A 19,566-nucleotide genomic window follows, 5' to 3' on the forward strand; every position below is an offset into this window, starting at 1 on the left:
TCATCGTCCCCCGGGCTCCCCGCGCTCCGACACCACCCCCGCCACCAACAGCACCTGCGCCAGCGCGTAGGTCCACCAGATGCCGAGTTGGTAGGTATCGAACGGGGACAGGAACTTGGCCATGCCGATCATCGCGTCCGAGGCCACGAAGCACAGCGCGCCCAGCGCCGCAAGCGGCGTTGGCAACTGCGCCAACAGCGCCGCGCAGGCCATGGCCGCCAGCGCGCCGATGTAGACCGTGACCGGCAGCGCCATCTCGCCAAGATTGGGCCAGAAGCGGCCGAGCAGCGCGCCCGCCGCACCGATCACCAGCCCGCAGCCCAGCAGCCGCTGCGGCCGGAGATCACGCGCCATCGGCACGAACAGGCGCAGGTAGGCCAGGTGCGCCAGCAGGAAGGCGCCGAGCCCGCCGAGGAACGAGATCTTCAAGCCCGGCAGCGCGAGCAGGAAATCGCCGATCGCCGAGAACACGAGCGCCACTACCAGCCAGCGGCGCTCGCCAAGCGGGCGATGGAACCACGCGGCGCGCGCCAGCATGATCGCCATCGCCGTCTTCCACGCCGGCTGGTAGGCGATCTGGCCGGTCAGCGGCGTGCCGGGCGGTAACTCCATCGACGCCTGGAGCAGCAGCACGCCATAGACCACGGCGGCCAGCGTGCCCGCGATCCACCACTCGCGCACGCGCGGCGGCATCCGCATCGCGAGCCAGCTCATGGGCGCGCTCCCACGGTCACCTTGGCGTTGGGGGCGGCGCCGAACACGTCGGGTGCGTAGAGCGCCTCCACGCGCGTGGGCGGCAGCGCGAACTCACCGGCGTTGTTGAGCCGCACCGTGTACTCCACCGCCACGTTGCCCTTGGGCAAGTAGCCGAAGTACTCGCGGTACGACTCGGGCGTGCGTTCGGTGAAGGTCGCCGACGACTTCTTCTCACCGCTCGTGGCGATCTGCGAATCGCGGCCCAGCCCGCTGCCGAGGATGGTGGCGCCGGTCGGCACCGGATCATTCACCACGACCCAGGTCATGTCCGCCTGCGCGTCCACTTCGAGCCGCACGCGATAGGAGTCGCCGCGCGACCACTTGCCCGCCACGGCCTGCTCCACCGGTGTCACGGTGCGCTTGATGCGATACCCCGCCGCCACCGGATCGCGCAGCGGCACGGCGGCCATCGCGCGCACCGTGGCCCAGGGACGGCCCGAGCCCTGCTGCTCGACCTGCAAGGTGCCAGTCGTGCCGGCAGCGGGCCACGGCAGTTCCACCGCGCCGCTCGCCACGCCATCCTTCTTCGTCGCGCCCGACCAGTCGAACGTGCGCGAGGCATCGCCCAGCGTCACGCGCGCGCCGCCGGCCACCGGTGTCTTCTCGAACGCCTGCGCGTAGCGCTGCACCGCCAGCACGCCCCAGGCGTTGGCCGTGGTGGTGCCCCACGCGCCGCGCGTCTGGCGGCCCAGCAGGCCGGTCACCAGTTGCGGCACATCATCCTTCCAGCCCGGCAGTTGCGTGGCCAGCGCCAGCAGCTTGGCGGCGTTGACGTCGCCGTTGGCCATCAGCCACCACCAGTCGTCACTGCGCTCGGTCGAGAACACCAGCCGCGTGCCCTGCACCGTGAGCCGGCTGCGCAGCAGTTGCTGGGCTTCGGCGAGGCGTTTTTCATGCTCGGGGATGTCCGTCACGCGCGAGAGCAGCGCCAGCCAATCGATCAGCGCCGAGGTGGGCCACTGCGCGGGCAGGATCTGGATGCTGCCGAGCATGCGCGCCTGGGCGTGGCCGGTGCGCGAGAGTGCCTCAAGCGCGGCCAGCTTGCGTACGTCGAGGTCCATCGACGCGGATGCCGGCGCCCAGCGCGGCGGCGTGATGCGCCCTTCGACGAACGACGTCAGCCCACGCTCCATTTGCGCGCGCTGCGCCTCGGGGAGGCGCATCGGCAGACCGGCCCGTGCGGCCTCATCGGCCACGGACAGCAGGTAGGCCGTCAGCACCTCGCTGCCCGCGCTCGCATCGCTCTGCAGCGGGAAGTAGGCGGCCAGGCCGTTGCTGTCGAGGTAGGACGGCAGTTGCGCCATCAGTGCATCCCACGCCGCCGTGTCGCCCAGGCCGAGCGACTTCGACGTACGCTGTTCGAGGCAGCTATAGGGATAGTGGCGGAACCACTCGCGTACGCCAGGCATCCCGCCCGCCAGCGACGACTGCATCGTCACCTGCATGCCGCCGCGCAGCTTGCCGGACGGATCGGTCAGCGCGCCGGCCGGGGCCTGCACCGGCACCGAGACCGTCGGCGTCATTTGCGCCAGCATCGCCTGCTGCGCGGTGACGGGCACCGCCGGGACGATCTGCTGCGAGAGCTTGAGCCGGTCGGCCGCATTGCTACCGCCCTTCTCGGTCGCCGCCACCTCCCACATCACCGTGCCGCTGCGGCTGTAGGCCAGCAGCGCCGGCGCGGTCACGTCCCAGCCAATCTCGCGCGAGGCGCCGGCCGCCAACTCCACGGTCTGCGCCGGCAGCGTCTGGGCATCGACGAGCGTGGCGCGCGCGGTGGCCTCCACAGTCATCGCCCGTTGCGTGGTGTTGCGCAGCGTGAACATGGCGCGATACTTGTCGTCCTCGCGCACCAGCAGCGGCAGGCCCGAGATCATCTGCAGATCCTGCGTGGCGGCGACGGTGGCGCTGCCGGACCCGAAACGGCCCACGCCGAGGTCGGCCACGGCGACGATGCGGAAGCTCGTCAGCGAGTCGTTGAGCGGCACGTCGAGCGTGGCACGCCCTTCGGCGTCGAGCTGCACGCGCGGGTTCCACAGCAGCAGCGTGTCGAACAGTTCGCGCGTCGGACTCTTGCCCCCGCCGCCGCCGGCCGGCACGGCCTTGCGGCCGTAATGGCGCCTGCCGATGATCTCCATCTGCGCGGTCGAGGTCTCCACGCCATAGCTACGCCGTTGCAGCATCGCGTCGAGCAGGTTCCAGCTCGTGTTCGGCATCAGTTCGAGCAGCGCCTGGTCCACGGCGGCCAGCACCACCTCGCCGTTGGCGGCGGGCTTGCCGTCGGGCAGCTTCACCTGCACCACCACGCGCGCCTTGCCGCGCACCGGGTACGTGGCCTTGTCCGGCGTCACGGTCACGTCGAGCCGATGGGCTTCATTGCCGACGCGGATCTCAGCCAGCCCGAGCCGGAACGCCGGCTTGGACAGGTCCACCAGCGGCGACGGCGCCACGTAGTCGCGCCCCTCGCTGCGGAACGCGCGCCACCAGTCCACCGGCTGGCGCCAGCCCCAGGTGAAGAACGAGTACCACGGCACGTCGCGCAGGCGCCCGCGCACGCTCAGCACGGACACATAGACGTTCGGCCCCCACTCCGGCTTCACCTTGAGCCGCACCGTGGGATCGGTGCCGTTCAGCTCCACCACCTGCGTCTCGAGAATGCCTTCCCGTTCGATGGCGACCAGCGCCGTGGCATGGCGGAACGGCATGCGCACCTGGAACACGGCGGTATCGCCGGGCGCGTAGGCGCGCTTCTCCGGCAGCACGTCCATGCGGTCGTGGTTCTCGCCGCCGAACCAGAGTTCGCCCTGGCGTGTGACCCAGACCGTGGTGGAAGCCTGCGAGACACGCCCGTCCGTATCGCGCGCACTGGCGATCAGCTCCACCTGCCCCGCCTGCGCCAGCGACACGTCGCAGCGCATGCGGCCCTGCGCATCGGTGCGCGACTCGCACACCACGCCCAGGTCCTTGCTCTCGGTACGGTTGTCATAGCGATAGAAGCCGCCAACCACGCGCTGGCGGGCAGACGTGGTGATGCGCGCGCGCGCCTTCACCTGCACCGGCGTATCAGCCACCGGCTTGCCCTGGGTGTCGAGCACCACGCCCTGTACCGACAGCTTCTGGCTCACCGATACCCAGTTGGCCGCGCGGATGCCCGCCACCACGGCGGCCGGCCACACCGGCACGGTCTGGCGCAGCGTCTGGATCTCGCCGTTCGGGTCGGCAAAGCCGGCCTCCAGTACGAGGTCGCCCGGCGTGGTGATCTTCGGCATGTCCTTGACCGTGACCTTGCCGTTGCCGTCCTTGTCCAGCGTGACGGGCAGCTTGTCGGCGACGAGCTTCTCGCGGCTTTCGCCCGATGTGTCCTCGCTGTCTTCGTCATCGACGGTGGCCTTCTCGTCCGGCGCGCGCGGCGGCTGGAACGAGAATTCGTCGAAATCGGCGAAGTTGACCGGCTTCTCGCGCAGCAGCGCCGACAGGCGCACCGGCAGGCCGGCCGCGCCGCCGCCGTTCAGATAGTGGATTTCCACGCCGACCTGCACCTCGGCCGGCGCGACCAGCGCGTTGCCCTTGGCTTTCGGGTCCTTGGCCGTGCTCAGCGTACCGGACAGTACCGGCAGGCGGAATGCTTCGACGCGGAAGCTGCCGCCGTCGAGCGTGCGGCCATCGGCATAGACCAGCCCCACGGTGTAGACGCCCAGCTTGGCCGCCTGCGGGATCTGGAAGGTGCTCTCGGCGCTGCGCCCGCCCGTGGCCGTGGTGCGCCAGGCCAGTGGCAGTTCATAGGTCTGGCCGCTGCCGTCATGCGTGACGACGGCCTTCTCCGGCATCGACGCCGGCAGCGCAAAGCCCTGCGCGGTCTCGCTGCGCAGCAGGTGCTTCATCGACACGGTCTCGCCCAGCCGCAGCAGCGTGCGGTCGAAGATGGTGTGCGCGCGCACGGTCTGCTTCGGGCTCATGTCGGTGGGCACGTTGAAGCGCCACGTCTCGATGCCACGGTTCCAGTTCGACATCACGAAGGCCATGTCGGCCTTGCCGCGCGCCTTCGGGTGGTCGGCGGCGATCCGTGCGGAGACGAAGTAGCCCTCCATGCCGTTGCCGCAGTCCTGGTAGCGCTGGTCCGGCAGCTTGGCGAAGCGGGCGACGCCGGTGGCGTCGGTGGTCCCTTCGCCCAGCAGGGCGCCCTCGCAGCTACGCACCGCGATGCGGGCGTTGGCGACGGGCTTGCCGTCGTCGAGGCCGGTCACCCAGGCCAGTCCGCTCATCTCGCCCTCGGCAGTGCCGCGCGCGAGCTTGAAATGGACGCCGAGGTTGGTCACCAGCGCCGCCGTGCGCACGTACATCGGCTCGGACTTGCCGAGCAGCGCGGCACCCAGCATCGGCGAGGCAATCTCCACGACGTGGAAGCCTGGCTCGGGCAGCGGAATGCCGACGACCTCGAAGGGTCGGGGCGAGGTGTCCGACGATTTCGGAATCGCCAACGTCTGCGCGCCCGCCACGCCGCGCAGCAATGGCACCGCGCGCGTCTCGATGGCCGGGGCGTTGCGCGGGCTCTTGGCCCGGTACGGCGGCTGGCCGGCACGGATCGCGTCGATCTGTTCCTTGGTCCACGTGTTCTCGTGCATGCGCTTGACCATGCCGAACCAACGCAGGATGGCCGTGTCGTCATCGACCTTGAGCCGTGCCACAGTGCCAGCCTGGGCGCGCACGGACGTGGCGGGCAGGTCGGCCTCCACGTTGCGCAGCGTCACGGGCAGCAGCGGCGGATAGTCGGCCGGCGACTTGCCGCGCGGCACATCGGCGAAACGCTCCACCACGCCGAACGGCGCGGCGGCGAACTTGGCCAGCGGCGGCAGCGCGCCGGTGGTCAGCTTGATCGGGAACAGGTCCGCATTGGTCAGCGGGCGGCCGCTGTCGTCCTTGATGTCGCGCGGGGCCTCGATGGTCAGGCTGGCGCGCTCCGGGAACGGCGCGGTGAAGCGGACCGACGCCACCGGGGCGTCCGGCGGCGTGTCCGGGTCGAAGGTCGGCGCGCGCGGGCCGGAGGGGGTTTTCAGGACGATGTGCTCGGCCACCTTGCGCGGAATCGGCGCGGTGAAGGTCACCGTCATCGGCCGCAGCGGGGTGCAGGGCGCCTCGGCCCGTTCGCGCTCACAGGTGAAGCCGGCGGCGAAGGCTTCGCGCACGGTGTAGTCGAAGCGGCGCGGCGTCGTGGTGGCGATGCCGGAGGGCGTGGCGATGCCCGCATCGAGCACGAGCTGCATGCGCGCGCCGGCCGGCAGCTTCTGCTGGCAGGCCAGCAGGTGCACCGCCTCCCCTTCCCGCTTGGCGATCTCGTTCCAGCCGACCGCCGCAATCACGTCCGTGCGTTCCTTGCCGGCCAGCAGCCGTACCGGAATGCGCTCGCCCAGGCCCTCGGCCTGGCACCACGCGTGTTCGCGGATCGACCCGGCCGTGGCCGCGCCGTTAAAGCGCAGCACGAAGACCTGGTCTTCCTCCACCTCTCCGCCGGAAGGCCGGGCCGATACCACCGTGGGCCCACCGGTCTCGAACCGGTATTCCGGCTTGCCCGCGTAGGCCTTGCCAGCCACGCTCTTGAGCCCGCCGGCAATGCGCACCGTGCAGCGCATGCCGGGCGGCAGGTCACGCTCGAAGTCGAATACCCAGTTGGTGGCGTTGACCCAGCGCCCGCTACCGGCCGCCGCACCGCCGGTGCAGGACACCGCCGCGGGTGGCGCGGCGTTGAGGTCGCCCATCGGCACCATCGGCTCGTCGAACCGGATGGCCACCTGGCGCACCTGGGGCACCACCCCTTCGGGCGAGAAACGCGCGATCTGCGCCGCGTGCGCATCGCCGGCGCCGGCCCACAGCGCCAGTCCCGCGCCCAGCACGGCCAGCCTCCCAAACGTGGTGGCGTACCCGCCGCTGCGACCCGAGGTGACAATCGTCCCCATCATCCTTTCCTTGTTGGATTTGGCTCGGGGCGAGGGTGACATGCGCGGATGGCAAGCGCAAGCCTCTGCACATTTTGGATTTTGTGTATGGCTGATTCAGCGCAAATGTGACAGCGGCAGCGGTCCTTCGCGCTTCAGTGCGGTCAGCACGATGTTGGACCGCACGCTCTCCACGCCGGGTACGCGCATCAGGCGCTTCATGGTGAATTCGGCCAGCGTGGGCAGGTCTGGCACCACCACGCGGACGAGGTAATCGGCCTCGCCGGCGACCGAGTAGCACTCCTGCACCTCTTCCAGCAGCAGGATTTCCTCGCGGAAGCGTTCGATGATGGTGTCGCCGTGGTGGGCCAGTTTCACACTAATAAATACCAGCACGCCCAGACCCAGCGCTTGTGGCGAAAGATTCACACGGTAGCCGGTAATCACGCCATCGGCCTCGAGCTTGGCCAGCCGGCGGCCGACCTGGCTGGGCGAGAGGTGCACCCGTTCGGCCAGTTGCTGGTGGGTGGAGCGGCCGTCGGCCTGCAGGGCGGTCAGCAGGGCGAGGTCGTAGGGGTCGAGGCTGGCAGTGTTCATGGCACGCAGGAAATCCGCATTCTGGATCTGAAAGATGCAGGTTACCTGCATGCGCCGACGAAACCAAGCCGTTTATGCGGCCTGAATGCGCGTCCACACGCCTACACTGTGCATAAATTCCGCATCGCTGGAGACACACAGATGAACGCCACCCCGGACACCACGGCCGACTTTGCCGGCACGATGACCGCCAAGCTCAGGGAACAATTCGAAGCCGGCCTGCTGTCCGGCGAGGAACTGCGTCCCGACTTCACCATCGCCCAGCCGGTGCACCGCTACACCAGCACCGACCACGCCATCTGGCGCAAGCTCTACGACCGCCAGGCCTCGATGCTGCAAGGCCGGGTCTGCGACGAGTTCCTGCAAGGGCTGGGCACGCTGGGCATGGAGCGCGACCGCGTGCCCGAGTTCGACCAGCTCAACGAGACGCTGATGCGCGCCACGGGCTGGCAGGTGGTGGCCGTGCCGGGCCTGGTGCCGGACGAGGTGTTCTTCGAGCACCTGGCCAACCGCCGCTTCCCGGCGAGCTGGTGGATGCGCAAGCCCGAGCAGCTGGACTACCTCCAGGAGCCGGACTGCTTCCACGACGTGTTCGGCCATGTGCCGCTGCTGATCAACCCGATCTTCGCCGACTATATGGAGGCGTACGGCAAGGGTGGCTTGAAGGCGGCCAAGCTCGGCGCGCTGGACATGCTCGCGCGCCTGTACTGGTACACCGTGGAATTCGGCCTGATCCAGACCCCGGCCGGGCTGCGCATCTTTGGCGCGGGCATCCTGTCCAGCCAGGGCGAATCGATCTACAGTCTGGATTCGGACAGCCCGAACCGGATCGGCTTCGACCTGCACCGCATCATGCGCACGCGGTACCGGATCGACACCTTCCAGAAGACCTACTTCGTGATCGACAGCTTCGAACAGCTGTTCGACGCCACGCGGCCGGACTTCTCGGACCTGTACCCGCAACTGCGCGCGCTGCCGACGCTGGGCGCCGGCGATGTCGCCGAGGGCGACCGTGTGCTGAACATCGGCACCCGCGAGGGCTGGGCCGACAGCAACGACATCTGACGACGACAGCCGAGCCGCAGAACATTCATAACACCGAGGCCATCATGACCCCTCTTTCGCAAGACGCCCGCGCCAGCCTGCTGGCCGGGCTACCCGGCTGGACCCCGGTCCAGGACCGCGACGCCATTCACAAATCCTTCAAGTTCGCCGATTTCAACGCGGCGTTCGGCTTCATGACGCGCGTGGCGCTGCATGCCGACAAGGTCGATCACCATCCCGAATGGTTCAACGTCTACAACCGCGTGGACATCACCCTGTCCACCCACGACGCCAACGGCCTGACCCAGCGCGATATCGACCTGGCGCGTTTCATCGAGCAGGCTTTCAGCGGCCCGCCGGCGCGTTGAAGTCGCGCTATAGATAACTGTCGCCAGCTGAAGGGCAACTGAAAGGCAGCGCGCAAGGCTGCCCTGTACAATCGGCGGCATTGCCCCACAACGCCGCCGAGCCCCCTGCCATGCGTATCCTGCTGATCGAGGACGACCGTCAAATCGCCAGTGGCGTGGAGGCGGGCCTGACCCGTGCCGGCCATCAGGTACGCGTGGTCCATGACGGCGTGTATGCCACGGATCACCTGCTGCGCGAGCAGCACGACCTCGTCATCCTCGACCTGGGCCTGCCCGGCATCGACGGCATGACGCTGCTGGCCCGCTACCGCGCCCGCAACCGCACCACGCCGGTCATCATCCTGACCGCCCGCGACGAACTCGAAGACAAGCTCTCCGGCCTCAACGCCGGCGCCGACGACTACCTCGTCAAGCCCTTCGCGCTGCCCGAGCTGGAAGCGCGCGTGCGCGTGCTGCTGCGCCGCAGCCAGCATGGCGAGGCCGCGCCCGAGCGCGACGTGCGCCTGGGCCGCCTGCGCCTGTCCGGCAACGACCGCCGCATGTTCGTCGATGGCAAGCCGCTGGAACTGTCGCCGCGCGAGTTCGCCGTGCTGGAACTGCTGCTCCAGCGCCAGGGCCGCGTGGTGAGCAAGGCGCAGATGCAGGACCACCTGGCCACCTTCGCCCATCCGGCTGGCGAGGGCGGCGATACCGTCGGCGACACCGCCATCGAGGTCTACGTGCACCGCGTGCGCAAGAAGCTCGAGGAAGCGGATGTCGAGATCGTCACCGTGCGGGGCTTCGGCTACCTGCTCCAGATTCGTGGCGGACACTGACTCTCCCTCCCTCTCGCGTTCGCGGCTGGTCCGCGCTTCGAACCCGAGCCTGCGTGTCCACCTGCTGCGCGCGCTGGCCACGCCGCTGTTCGCGCTGGTGCTGGTCAGCGGCTCGCTCTCCTACTGGCTCGCGGCGCACTACACCACCCAGGTCTTCGACCGCGCGCTGTATGGCGTGGCGAACAACATCGCCCAGCAGATCCGCATCGCCGGGCCGCGCCTCGATCAGGATATTCCGATGATTGCCCAGACGCTGGTCGAGGCCGAAGGCTCCGACCGCATCTACTGGCGCATCCACGGCCCGGACGGGCTGATCGGCGGCATGGACACCTGGCTCGGCTACGGCACGGGCCAGACCACGCTCCACGACGCACGGCTGTTCTACGCGTGGTTCAGCGGTCGCCAGGTACGCGCCGTGCGGCTGCCGGTGACGCTGCCGAGCCCCGCCTCGGACGAATTCGGCACGAGTGGCGAGGGCACGCTGTCGCGCGGGCCGATCGTCGTGGAAGTCGCTGAACTGCTAGACCGCCGCGAGACGGCGGCGAACGAGATCCTGCTGTCGGTGTCGGTGCCGCTGATCCTGCTGCTGCTGGTGGGCAGCCTGATCCTGTCGCACGTGCTCAAGGAGGAACTGGTGCCGCTCCAGATCCTGACCGACAAGCTGAACCGCCAGACCGCCCGCTCGCTGGCCGCGCTGGACGAAACCCAGGTGCCGGCCGAAGTCGAACCGTTGATCCGCGGCCTGAACGCGCTGCTGGCGCGCCTGCGCGATGCGCTGGACGCCCAGCGCAAGTTCATCGCCGATGCCGCGCACCAGCTACGCACGCCGCTGACCGCCGTGAAGCTCCATGCGGACCGCGCGCTCGATGCCGATTCCCCCGATGTGGCCCGCCACGCGCTGCGCGAGGTGCAGACCGCTGCCGACCGCGCGGTGCGGCTGTCGAACCAGCTGCTGTCGCTGGCGCGAGCCGAGCCGGGGCTGTCGCTGGAGCGGCTGGGGCCGGTGGAACATTTCGATCTGGCCGAATTGGCCTTCGAGATTGGCGCGGAATGGGTGCCGCAGGCGCTGGCCCGCCGCGTGGACCTGGGTTTCGAGATCCTGCCTGGCCCCACCTTCACCGGCAGCGCGCCAGCCACGGTACGGGGCAACCGGCTGCTGATGCGCGAGGCGCTCTCGAACCTGATCGACAATGCCGTGAAATACGTGCCGGCCGGCGGACGCATCACGGTGCGCGCGGGTGGCGAGACCATGGGCCATCGCGGCATGGCCGTGGTGATGGTGGAAGACAACGGCCCGGGCATTGCGCCGGCGCGGCGCGAGGAAGTCTTCAAGCGCTTCTTCCGGGGCGATCACACACCCGGCGCCCAGGCGGTGCAGCAGGCCGCGCCGAGCGGCGCCGGCCTGGGGCTGGCCATCGTGCATGAAATCGTCTCGCTGCACCAGGGCACCATCCGTATCGAGGACGTGCCCGCGCCCTCCCCGGCGCCTGTGCCGGCGCCGTCCGCGCTGTCAGCCGTGGTGGCTGGCCACGGGGATCACGGCGACCATGGGGAGCAGCGCGATCCGGCACCCCGGCGCGCGTCGATGCGGTTCGTGATCCGCATCCCCTGCGAGGCGCCCGGCACGGCTGCCGGCTGACTTCTTCCGACTGCTTACTTCCGTTCCTTCGGGGCCAGCATCGTGCCCCGGCAGTTCGGGCTGCCGCAGCGGCACTCGTATTCCTTCTTCAGCTTCTTGGTATAGCGCGCGTCTATTACCAAACCATAGTCATAGAACAGCTCTTCGCCCTGAGCGATGTCGCGCAGCGCGTGGATGAACACGCGCCCCTTCTTCTCACGTGCCTCGCAGTTCGGCTCGCAGGCATGGTTGATCCAGCGCGCGCGGTTGCCGCCGAACTTGGCGTCGATCACGTCGCCATCGTCCAGGCTGAAGTAGAAGGTGTGGTTTGGGTCGGCCGGATCATGCGGATGGCGCTTGAGCGCTTCTTTCCACGAGATGTGCTCGCCCTTGTATTCGATCACGCGCTCGCCCTCGGCGATATTGCCGATCGCGTATACGCCCTTGCCGTGCACGCCTGACTGGCGCACCTCGATGCGGTCGCTGGCGCTCTTCTTCTTGCCCGCCTTCTTTGCCTTGCCTTGTTCCGACATGTCGCTGTTTCCCCGTCAAACCGATGACTGCCGGTCCACTCCGGCGCGCCCCGGATGATACCTGCCAACCATGTCGGCGCGACACCCCTTTTCGCCTCCTGTATACCGTCACGCATGTGGATAAACCGGCCAAAATCTGTGGATAAGCGCGCGGGTTTGGTGTGGGCGGCAAGGGGGTGACATGGGGATGGCGCAGGAACAAGTCGACGAGGTATATCTCCCATCCTCCTCCAGACGGCTGAGTCATCCACGCCGGCCAACAACCGCTCCCTGTGCTTTCGGTATACGTAAACATCTGATCCGATTGACGTATACGTGGTTATCCACAGAAACGGTCGCCCTCTATTGACTACTACTATTCGTATACATAAAAGAAAGATGTAAACCGAAAGCACGAGAGCCGGGAGCGCAGCGAGGTATACGTCCGAACCCCTCCGACTTTGGGAGGAAGGCCGTTTTGGACGTCGATGAAAAATTGAGCAGGTCCCGTTTTTCGCGTATACCGGCACGCGGGCACGCCAGAAGCCCCTCAGGCGCTTTTGGCCGCGTATACGTCCCCAACCCTCTGTCAGCCGCGTATACGCCTCTGAAGGGCTCTCAGCGCTTCCAGGCCCCTTCCGCGTGACGCGTATACCGCTTCCCAATCGCCCTCAGCCCCCCTGCTGCCAAGGCCTGGCAATGGCTGGCGTAACAATCTGTTCCCGGTGCGCCTTCCCCGACACGGTATGATGTGGCCCGCGGCGTCTTTGCCGGTGCGGGTTCCAGCGGAGCCGGCGCGGCCAGGACGTCAGTGTTTTTTCAACTCGAGACGGAGTGAAGCATGACGAAAACCGAACTGATCGACGCGATTGCAGCTGGCGTGGACGGTCTGACCAAGGCCAAGGCGGAACAGGCACTCAACGTGACGCTCACCGCGATCATGGACGCCGTGGCCAAGGGCGATACCCTGAGCCTGATCGGCTTTGGCACCTTCAGCCAGGGCGAGCGTGGCGAGCGCATGGCGCGCAACCCGCGTACCGGCGAGGAAATCAAGGTGGAAGCCGCCAAGACCGTGAAGTTCAAGGCGGGCCAGAAGTTCAAGGACGCCGTCAACCAGTGATGCTTGCGGGCCGATGAATCAGCCCGGTTTGCAAGACCCCGCCGTGCCGCCACCGGACGCCGTCTCCGGCGCAGGTGCGCGCCAGGCGGGGGACGTTATCCACAACAGGTTTCCCGCCTCCGTGCGCGGCAAACCGCACAGCCGCACCGTGCCGTCAGACGGCGGCCGCAATCCTCTTCAAAATGGCGTCCGGACGTGGCCAGCACTAGGATCCTCGGGCGTCGCCATCCGTGGCCTCGCCATGCCGTCCAGCCCGCTCGCACCCAGATTTCCACAGCGTTATACACAGCGCTTTCCATACAAGGCTCCACAGCTTTCTCCACAGGCACTGACTCGGCGTTTTCTGAGTCTGGTAGCACTCGCCGTGCTATGTGGTTGCACCGCCGCGCCGCCGCGCACGGCACGTCCGCAGGCCGTGCCCTTGCCCGACCTGGAGCGCGTGGCCACCACGCCCGGCGCCACGCCGCGTGAGCGCATTGTCGAGATCGCCATGCAGGAGTGGCGCAAGTGGGGCAGCCAGACCATGCGCATCGGCCGCGACGATGGCGCCTGTGTGACGCACAGTCCCCTCCCCGCCCCGGTGGCAGTCGAATCGTTCGCTCCCCTCGCCCCGCAAGGCGCCCAGTCGGCGGACGATGAATCGGACGAGAACGGGAATGCAACGGATTGCATACGTTTTCCCGATGGCACGGGCATGGAAGCCACCGCGCAAGGCTGCCGGATGGCCCAGCGCTACTGGGGCATCGTGGGCGAGGCGCCGGATTGCCGCCAGGTGACGCAAGGCGCGTGGGCGTGGTCGGCCGTGTTCATTTCCTGGGTGATGCGCAAGGCTGGGCTCAACAACGACCAGTTCCTGACCGGTCAGTCTCATGCGATGTATGTGGTCGATGCCCGGGATGGCAAGCTGCCGCGCCCCGCCTTCCATATCGAGCCGATGCCGGCGCTGCCGCGCCCTGGCGATGTCATCTGCGCGCCGCGCGGACGTGACAAGTACCTCGAGAACCTGTCGGAGATCGGCTTCGGCACCACGCCGATGCACTGCGACATCGTCGTAGCCGTGGACCCCGCCGCGCGCGTGGTGCGGGCCATCGGCGGCAATGTGCAGCAGTCGGTGACCATGAGCGAGATCGACCTCAACGATGCCGGCCAGCTCGACGCCTTCACCAACTCGCACATGCCGTGGCTACTGGTGATGCGGAACGATTTGCAGTGACGGGACGAATCGAGTGGGCTGAAATTTCCGCTCGATCATCTATCCGAAGAATGATTACCAGCGGCGGTTGAGCTGCACGCCGAAGATCGAGCCGCTGGTCTGGGTCGCCCAGGCTTCGGCGGGCGTGGCGAAGGTGATGCCGTCGACGTCGCTGGCGCGGCTGTAGGTGTAGAACGCGCGTAGGTTGGCGTTGCCGGTGGACTTGCCGAGCGTGAAGGTCGGCGCCACGGTCAGCGCGGTGCGCTGGCCACCCACGCCAAACCCGGACGAGATCTGGTCGTGCGCGACTTCGAAGTTGAGCCGGAACTGGTCGTTGGCCACATAGGCCGGACGGAAGCGCGTGGCCGCCCATTGCAGCGTGCCGACCGGCGAGCGGTCCAGCTGCAGGCTCGATTCCACCGAGCCGCCGATGCCCGAGCGGCCCTTCCACTCCATCGATTCCGCCACGCGCACGCGTGACAGCGAAGCGCCCATGCCCGTGTAGCCGGTCATGGCCGCGCGCGACCCCTGCCCGTACTGCACGCCCAGCCGGTTGGTGCCCATCAGCACGTTCTTCTGCTCGTGCATGGCCGAGGCCCACCAGGCGCTGCCGGTGTCTTCCATGGCCGAGAGCGGCTCCACGCGCGTGAAACCCAACTGGACGTTGCCCTTGTCATTGGTGTCGATCGGGGCGCTGCGCAGGCTGTGATAGCTGGGCAGATGGGCGCCGTTCAGATCGTTACGTGCGGTGTATTGATAACTGAGTCCGAAATCGCCCAGTTTGGCGTTATCCACCCCGAATCGCATCGAGGGCGAGTTGGGCGGCAGCAGGCCGGACGACATCAGGAACGGATTGCTCTCGCGGCGGCCGGCCCAGACGCTGGCGCCATCGAGCACGGATACACCCGAGAGCCCGGTGACAGAGGTATAGAACTGCGGCACCAGTGCGTAGGGGTCCACGGCGGCGGCGTTGCCGTTAACCGAGGTGGCGTTGGTACCCCGGGCCTGTGCCACGAGCTGGACCTGGGTGCCGCCGCCGATGTCGGCCAGCGATTCGCGGATCTTGACCTCGCCAGTGCTGGTGCAGGCCAGCCCTCCACCGAGCCCGACCGACGGCGTACCACCGCCCGGGCAGGCGCGCTGCGTGCTGGCGCGGTCCTCGACCGCTGCACGGCCGCTGTAACCCATGCGCCATACCGTATCGCCAGCGAGATCCTCGGCCGGCAACTGCGAGCGGAGCACCGGAGGTGCATCCGAGACCGTACCCGCTTCAGCGCTGTCGACTTGATCACCGACGTTTGTGCCATCAGCGGCACTGGCGCGTGCCGGCTGGACGGGCTGAGCCGGCTGCGCGGGGAATTCACCCAGCCGCTGCGGGAAGAGGACCAATGGCGGTGGCGGAGGCGGCGGGGCTGTGGCCGACTCGGGCGGACCGACAAAGTCGGGGTCCACGGTGTTCTCCGCCGCGACGGTTGCCATGGTTTCGGATGGTGCCGCATTCGCCGCATTCGCCGCATTAGCCGCATTAGCCGTATTCGCCACAGCCGCATCGGCAGGCTTGCTCGTACCCGGGACGACGGTCGGCTGGATCAGGTCGTACAGCGGGTCAGTTGCCGGCGGCGCAGCCGCCACGGGCGCAGCGGTAGGTACGCTCGCCGGGGCCGAAGTCGACGCCATGGCCGTCGGCGGCACAGTGCTGGCCGAAATTTGTGGCGGTGTCGCCACCTGATTGCCCGTTTGCGCGCAGGCGACCATGCCCCATGCAGCCATGACGGCAAACGTGAGACGGCGGGAACGCAGGCGAGCGAATCGGGGTACTGGCAGCGGCATGGGAAACAGTGACGGCGCGCGGCGCGCCGGATGGGGGCTCCGTTTTTTAACAGGCGAACTTTTTGACCGCAAGACGGGTTACAAAATCCATCAAACCGTGCGGCATCTCACATTGCGAAAAGATCACCTCGCGCCACCTTGCCAGTCTCCCCGTAAACCGTTGCAGAAGTGCGAATCCCTAGCGAAAACCCGCAGTCGGGAGTGTGGTCGTGCGCAAAACGCCACCGCTATAATCGACCGGCTGTTTTGGACTTGTCCTATGGGTGGGGCAGCCAGCGCACATATATATCTATAAGAGGAGATGTCATGGAACGTCGTTCCTTCCTGTTGAAAGCATCGGCTGTGGCCGCTACCGGGGCCCTGGCCGCGTGCGGTAAGGAAGACAAACCCGCCGCGCCCGCGGCGTCGGCGAGCGCACCGGGCGCGCCGGCCGTGATCGGCAGCAACCCGGCGGTGGAATGGCGCCTGGCATCGAGCTTCCCAAAGTCGCTGGACACCATCTACGGCGCCGCCGAGCTGCTGTCCCAGCGCGTGAAGGAGCTGACCGACGGCAAGTTCAACATCAAGGTGTTCGCCGCCGGTGAAGTGGTGCCGGGCCTGCAGGTGCTGGACGCCGTGCAGAACCAGACCGTGCAGATCGGCCACACGGCCGGCTACTACTACTTCGGCAAGAATCCGACGCTGTGCTTCGACACCACCGTCCCGTTCGGCCTGACCGCGCGCCAGCAGACCGCGTGGATGATGCAGGGCAACGGCATGAAGCTGATGCGCGAGTTCTTCAAGGAATATAACGTCGTCAACTTCATGGGCGGCAACACCAATGCCCAGATGGGCGGCTGGTTCCGCAAGGAAATCAAGACCGTGGCGGACCTGCAGGGCCTGAAGTACCGCATCGCCGGGTTTGCCGGCGTGGTGCTGCAGCGCCTGGGCGTGGTGCCGCAGCAGATTGCCGGTGGCGATATCTACCCGGCGCTGGAAAAGGGCACCATCGATGCGGCCGAGTGGGTCGGCCCGTATGACGACGAGAAGCTCGGCTTCTACAAGGTGGCGCCGTACTACTACTACCCGGGCTGGTGGGAAGGCAGCGCCCAGCTGTCGTTCTACGCCTCCGCACCGGAGTTCGAGAAGCTGCCGGCGCAGTACAAGCGCGCGCTGGAAACGGCCACCATCGAGGCCCACACCAACATGATGGCCAAGTACGACGCCGTGAACCCGCAGGCGCTGGCCCGTCTGCTGGAGAATGGCGTGAAGCTGCGCCCGTTCTCGAAGGAGATCATGGAGGCATGCTTCAAGGCCACGCAGGACGCGTACGCCGAGGAAACCGCCAAGAACCCGTCGTTCAAGAAGATCTATGACGACTGGCGCGTGTTCCGCAACAACGAGGCCGCCTGGTTCAACGTGGCCGAGCAGGGCTTCGCGCAGTTCAGCTTCGCGCGCAAGCTGTAAGACATCGATGGGATCTTAATGTGATGTTATCGCCTCTCCCGCCAGGGGGAGGCGAGTTCCAACGCTGATGACGGCGTACCGGTAGAATCCGCGCACCTACCGGACACTCCCATGCAACTCGGCATCTTCTACGCGCTGCTCGCGTACGTCATCTGGGGCCTGCTGCCCCTCTATATCAAATCCCTTCACGGCGTGGCGCCGCTCGAGATCCTGCTGCACCGGATGGTGTGGTCGCTGGTCTTTTTGGGCGCGATCCTGCTCTGGCGGCGGCATTTCGGCTGGCTGCGCGAGGTGGCGGGCAATCCGCGCCTGATCCTCGGCTTCGCGGCGAGCGCCGCCCTGCTCTGCGCCAACTGGTTCCTCTATATCTGGGCGGTGTCGGCCGACCGGGTGGTCGATGCGAGCCTGGGCTACTTCATCAATCCGCTGTTCAGCGTGTTGCTCGGCGTTCTGTTCCTGCACGAGCGGCTGCGGCCGGGGCAGTGGCTGTCCATCGCCGTCGCGGCGGGGGGCGTGCTCTGGCTGACCATCAGCGCCGGGCAACTGCCGTGGATCGCGCTCGCGCTGGCGGCGTCGTTCGGCGGCTACGGGCTGCTGCGCAAGACCGGGGCGCTGGGCGCGCTGGAGGGGCTGTCGCTGGAGACGCTGCTGCTGTTTCCGATTGCGGCCACCGCGCTGGGCGTGCTCGTCTTCACCGGCCAGGACACCTTCCGGAGCGCAGCACCGGGTACGCAGATCTTGCTGCTGCTGGCCGGCCCGGTCACGGCGGTGCCGCTGCTGTTCTTCGCCGCCGGCGCGCGCCGGATTCCGCTTTCGCTGCTCGGCCTGCTCCAGTACACCGGCCCGACGCTCCAGCTGCTGCTCGGCATCTGGCTGTGGCACGAGCCGTTCCCGGCCCAGAAGCAACTCGGCTATGCGCTGATCTGGGTGTCGCTGCTGATCTACGCGATGGAAGGGGTGTGGGTTTCCCGCCGCAATTCCGTTAAGTCTATCAGCGCGACAAATGAAGCATAAGTTTGGATCGATTTATCGATTCATCCCGGGAATGATGGATTAACACCGGCTCGGCACGCGAGGGCCGACGCACTATACTGTACGTTTATACAGTACCGACGACGCGCACGCCCCCTTCGCCATGTCCACCCCCGTCCGGCGCATCGCCCACCTCGACATGGACGCCTTCTATGCGTCCGTCGAACTGCTCCGTTATCCCGACCTGCGCGGCCAGGCCGTTGTCATCGGCGGCGGCCGCAATGCCATCCCGGAGACGCTGCCTGATGGCTCGCGCCGGTATGCCCGCCTGCGCGACTACGTCGGACGTGGCGTCGTCACCACTTCCACCTACGAAGCCCGTGCGTTGGGCGTGTTCTCGGCGATGGGCATGATGAAGGCGGCCAAGCTGGCCCCGGACGCCATCCTGCTGCCGACCGATTTCGACGCCTATCGCCGCTACTCGGGCCTGTTCAAGGCCGCCGTGCGCACCTTCACCGAGCAGGTGGAAGACCGGGGCATCGACGAGATCTATATCGATCTGACCGAGGTGCCCGGCGAGCCGGCCGAGGTAGCCGCGCGCATCAAGGCGGCCGTGAGCGAGGCCACTGGCCTGACCTGCTCGATCTGCGTGGCGCCCAACAAGCTGCTGGCGAAGATCGGGTCCGAACTCGACAAGCCGGACGGCCTGACCCTGCTCACCCCCGCCGACATCCCCCGCCGTATCTGGCCGCTCGCGGCGCGCAAGGTCAACGGCATCGGGCCGAAGGCGGCCGAGAAGCTGGCCGGCATCGGCATCGACACCGTGGGCGACCTGGCCGAGGCCGACCAGGGCGTGCTCCAGACCCATTTCGGCCGCAACTACGCGAGCTGGCTGATCGAGGTGGCGCATGGGCGTGATGACCGCCCGGTGGTGGTCAGTTCCGAGCCCAAGTCGATGAGCCGCGAAACCACCTTCGAGCGCGACCTGCACCCGCGCGTGGACCGCCCGCTCCTATCGGAATCGTTCACCAAGCTCTGCATGCGCGTGGGCGAGGACCTGCGCCGCAAGGGCTACGTGGGCCGCACGGTGGGCATCAAGCTGCGCTTTGACGATTTCCGCACGGTCACGCGCGACCTGACCATGCCGGCCTATACCGCCGATGGCGCGGCGATCCGGCGCAGCGCCACGGAATGCCTGAAGCGGATACCGCTCGAGCGGCGCATCCGGCTGCTCGGCGTGCGCGTGAGCGCCCTGATCCCGGCGGACGAACAGGGCGACGACCCGGCGCCCGTGCAGGAGGAGTTCCGCTTCGAGGATGAGCGGCCGGATGCCTGACGCGGCACCGGAATGACCCCTCCGACGCATCTA

General features: G+C 67.6%; 14 protein-coding genes. 9 read left to right on the top strand and 5 right to left on the bottom strand.

The window, feature by feature from the left end:
* The 3 genes from AC1DP9_RS26160 to AC1DP9_RS26170 form a co-directional block, all read right to left on the bottom strand.
* Nucleotides 1-714 (bottom strand): lysoplasmalogenase, encoded by a 714-nt coding sequence (locus AC1DP9_RS26160; RefSeq protein ID WP_477108910.1) that lies wholly within the window; start codon nucleotides 712-714, stop codon nucleotides 1-3.
* Nucleotides 711-6,707, bottom strand: a complete 5,997-nt coding sequence (locus AC1DP9_RS26165) for an alpha-2-macroglobulin family protein (protein WP_477108911.1) — start codon at nucleotides 6,705-6,707, stop codon at nucleotides 711-713. Before AC1DP9_RS26165 ends, AC1DP9_RS26160 begins: the two co-directional genes overlap by 4 nt.
* Before the next feature lie 93 nt (nucleotides 6,708-6,800).
* A complete protein-coding gene (locus AC1DP9_RS26170; protein WP_092292059.1) occupies nucleotides 6,801-7,280 on the bottom strand; it encodes an Lrp/AsnC family transcriptional regulator in 480 nt (159 codons plus the stop codon).
* A 141-nt stretch (nucleotides 7,281-7,421) separates the two neighbouring features.
* Between AC1DP9_RS26170 and phhA the strand changes: the two genes are divergently transcribed.
* From phhA to AC1DP9_RS26190, 4 genes are all read left to right on the top strand, one after another.
* On the top strand, nucleotides 7,422-8,345 hold the full coding sequence (phhA, locus tag AC1DP9_RS26175) for a phenylalanine 4-monooxygenase (RefSeq protein WP_092290944.1): 924 nt from the start codon (nucleotides 7,422-7,424) through the stop codon (nucleotides 8,343-8,345).
* A gap of 23 nt (nucleotides 8,346-8,368) precedes the next feature.
* Nucleotides 8,369-8,692, top strand: coding sequence for a 4a-hydroxytetrahydrobiopterin dehydratase (locus tag AC1DP9_RS26180; RefSeq protein WP_255370721.1), 324 nt, complete (start codon nucleotides 8,369-8,371; stop codon nucleotides 8,690-8,692).
* Nucleotides 8,693-8,802: 110 nt separating this feature from the next.
* Nucleotides 8,803-9,507, top strand: a complete 705-nt coding sequence (locus tag AC1DP9_RS26185) for a response regulator transcription factor (RefSeq protein WP_092290948.1) — start codon at nucleotides 8,803-8,805, stop codon at nucleotides 9,505-9,507.
* On the top strand, nucleotides 9,494-11,146 hold the full coding sequence (locus tag AC1DP9_RS26190) for a sensor histidine kinase (RefSeq protein ID WP_477108912.1): 1,653 nt from the start codon (nucleotides 9,494-9,496) through the stop codon (nucleotides 11,144-11,146). Before AC1DP9_RS26185 ends, AC1DP9_RS26190 begins: the two co-directional genes overlap by 14 nt.
* Nucleotides 11,147-11,160: 14 nt before the next feature.
* Here AC1DP9_RS26190 and AC1DP9_RS26195 read toward each other — a convergent pair whose 3' ends face one another.
* Entirely contained in the window at nucleotides 11,161-11,658 is a 498-nt protein-coding gene (locus AC1DP9_RS26195) for an SET domain-containing protein (protein WP_092290953.1), read from the bottom strand.
* An 820-nt stretch (nucleotides 11,659-12,478) separates the two neighbouring features.
* On the opposite strand from AC1DP9_RS26195, the gene AC1DP9_RS26200 reads away from it, so the two are divergent.
* Both AC1DP9_RS26200 and AC1DP9_RS26205 read left to right on the top strand, forming a co-directional pair.
* Nucleotides 12,479-12,757, top strand: coding sequence for an HU family DNA-binding protein (locus tag AC1DP9_RS26200; RefSeq protein WP_092290955.1), 279 nt, complete (start codon nucleotides 12,479-12,481; stop codon nucleotides 12,755-12,757).
* 241 nt (nucleotides 12,758-12,998) lie between these two features.
* Nucleotides 12,999-13,970 carry a DUF2272 domain-containing protein gene (locus AC1DP9_RS26205; RefSeq protein WP_477108913.1) on the top strand — a complete coding sequence of 324 codons (972 nt, stop codon included), beginning with the start codon at nucleotides 12,999-13,001 and terminating at the stop codon, nucleotides 13,968-13,970.
* Nucleotides 13,971-14,024: 54 nt separating this feature from the next.
* On the opposite strand, the gene AC1DP9_RS26210 is transcribed toward AC1DP9_RS26205, so the two are convergent.
* On the bottom strand, nucleotides 14,025-15,779 hold the full coding sequence (locus AC1DP9_RS26210) for a carbohydrate porin (RefSeq protein ID WP_477108914.1): 1,755 nt from the start codon (nucleotides 15,777-15,779) through the stop codon (nucleotides 14,025-14,027).
* Nucleotides 15,780-16,085: 306 nt separating this feature from the next.
* Between AC1DP9_RS26210 and AC1DP9_RS26215 the strand changes: the two genes are divergently transcribed.
* From AC1DP9_RS26215 to dinB, 3 genes are all read left to right on the top strand, one after another.
* Nucleotides 16,086-17,225 (top strand): TRAP transporter substrate-binding protein, encoded by a 1,140-nt coding sequence (locus tag AC1DP9_RS26215; RefSeq protein WP_092290961.1) that lies wholly within the window; start codon nucleotides 16,086-16,088, stop codon nucleotides 17,223-17,225.
* 111 nt (nucleotides 17,226-17,336) lie between these two features.
* Nucleotides 17,337-18,239, top strand: a complete 903-nt coding sequence (gene rarD, locus AC1DP9_RS26220; RefSeq protein WP_092290963.1) for an EamA family transporter RarD — start codon at nucleotides 17,337-17,339, stop codon at nucleotides 18,237-18,239.
* A gap of 121 nt (nucleotides 18,240-18,360) precedes the next feature.
* The gene (gene dinB, locus AC1DP9_RS26225) at nucleotides 18,361-19,533 is read left to right on the top strand and encodes a DNA polymerase IV (RefSeq protein ID WP_477108915.1); all 1,173 of its coding nucleotides are present in this window, start codon (nucleotides 18,361-18,363) and stop codon (nucleotides 19,531-19,533) included.
* Nucleotides 19,534-19,566 lie beyond the last annotated feature (33 nt).

Source organism: Cupriavidus sp. 01L43 (assembly GCF_056399925.1).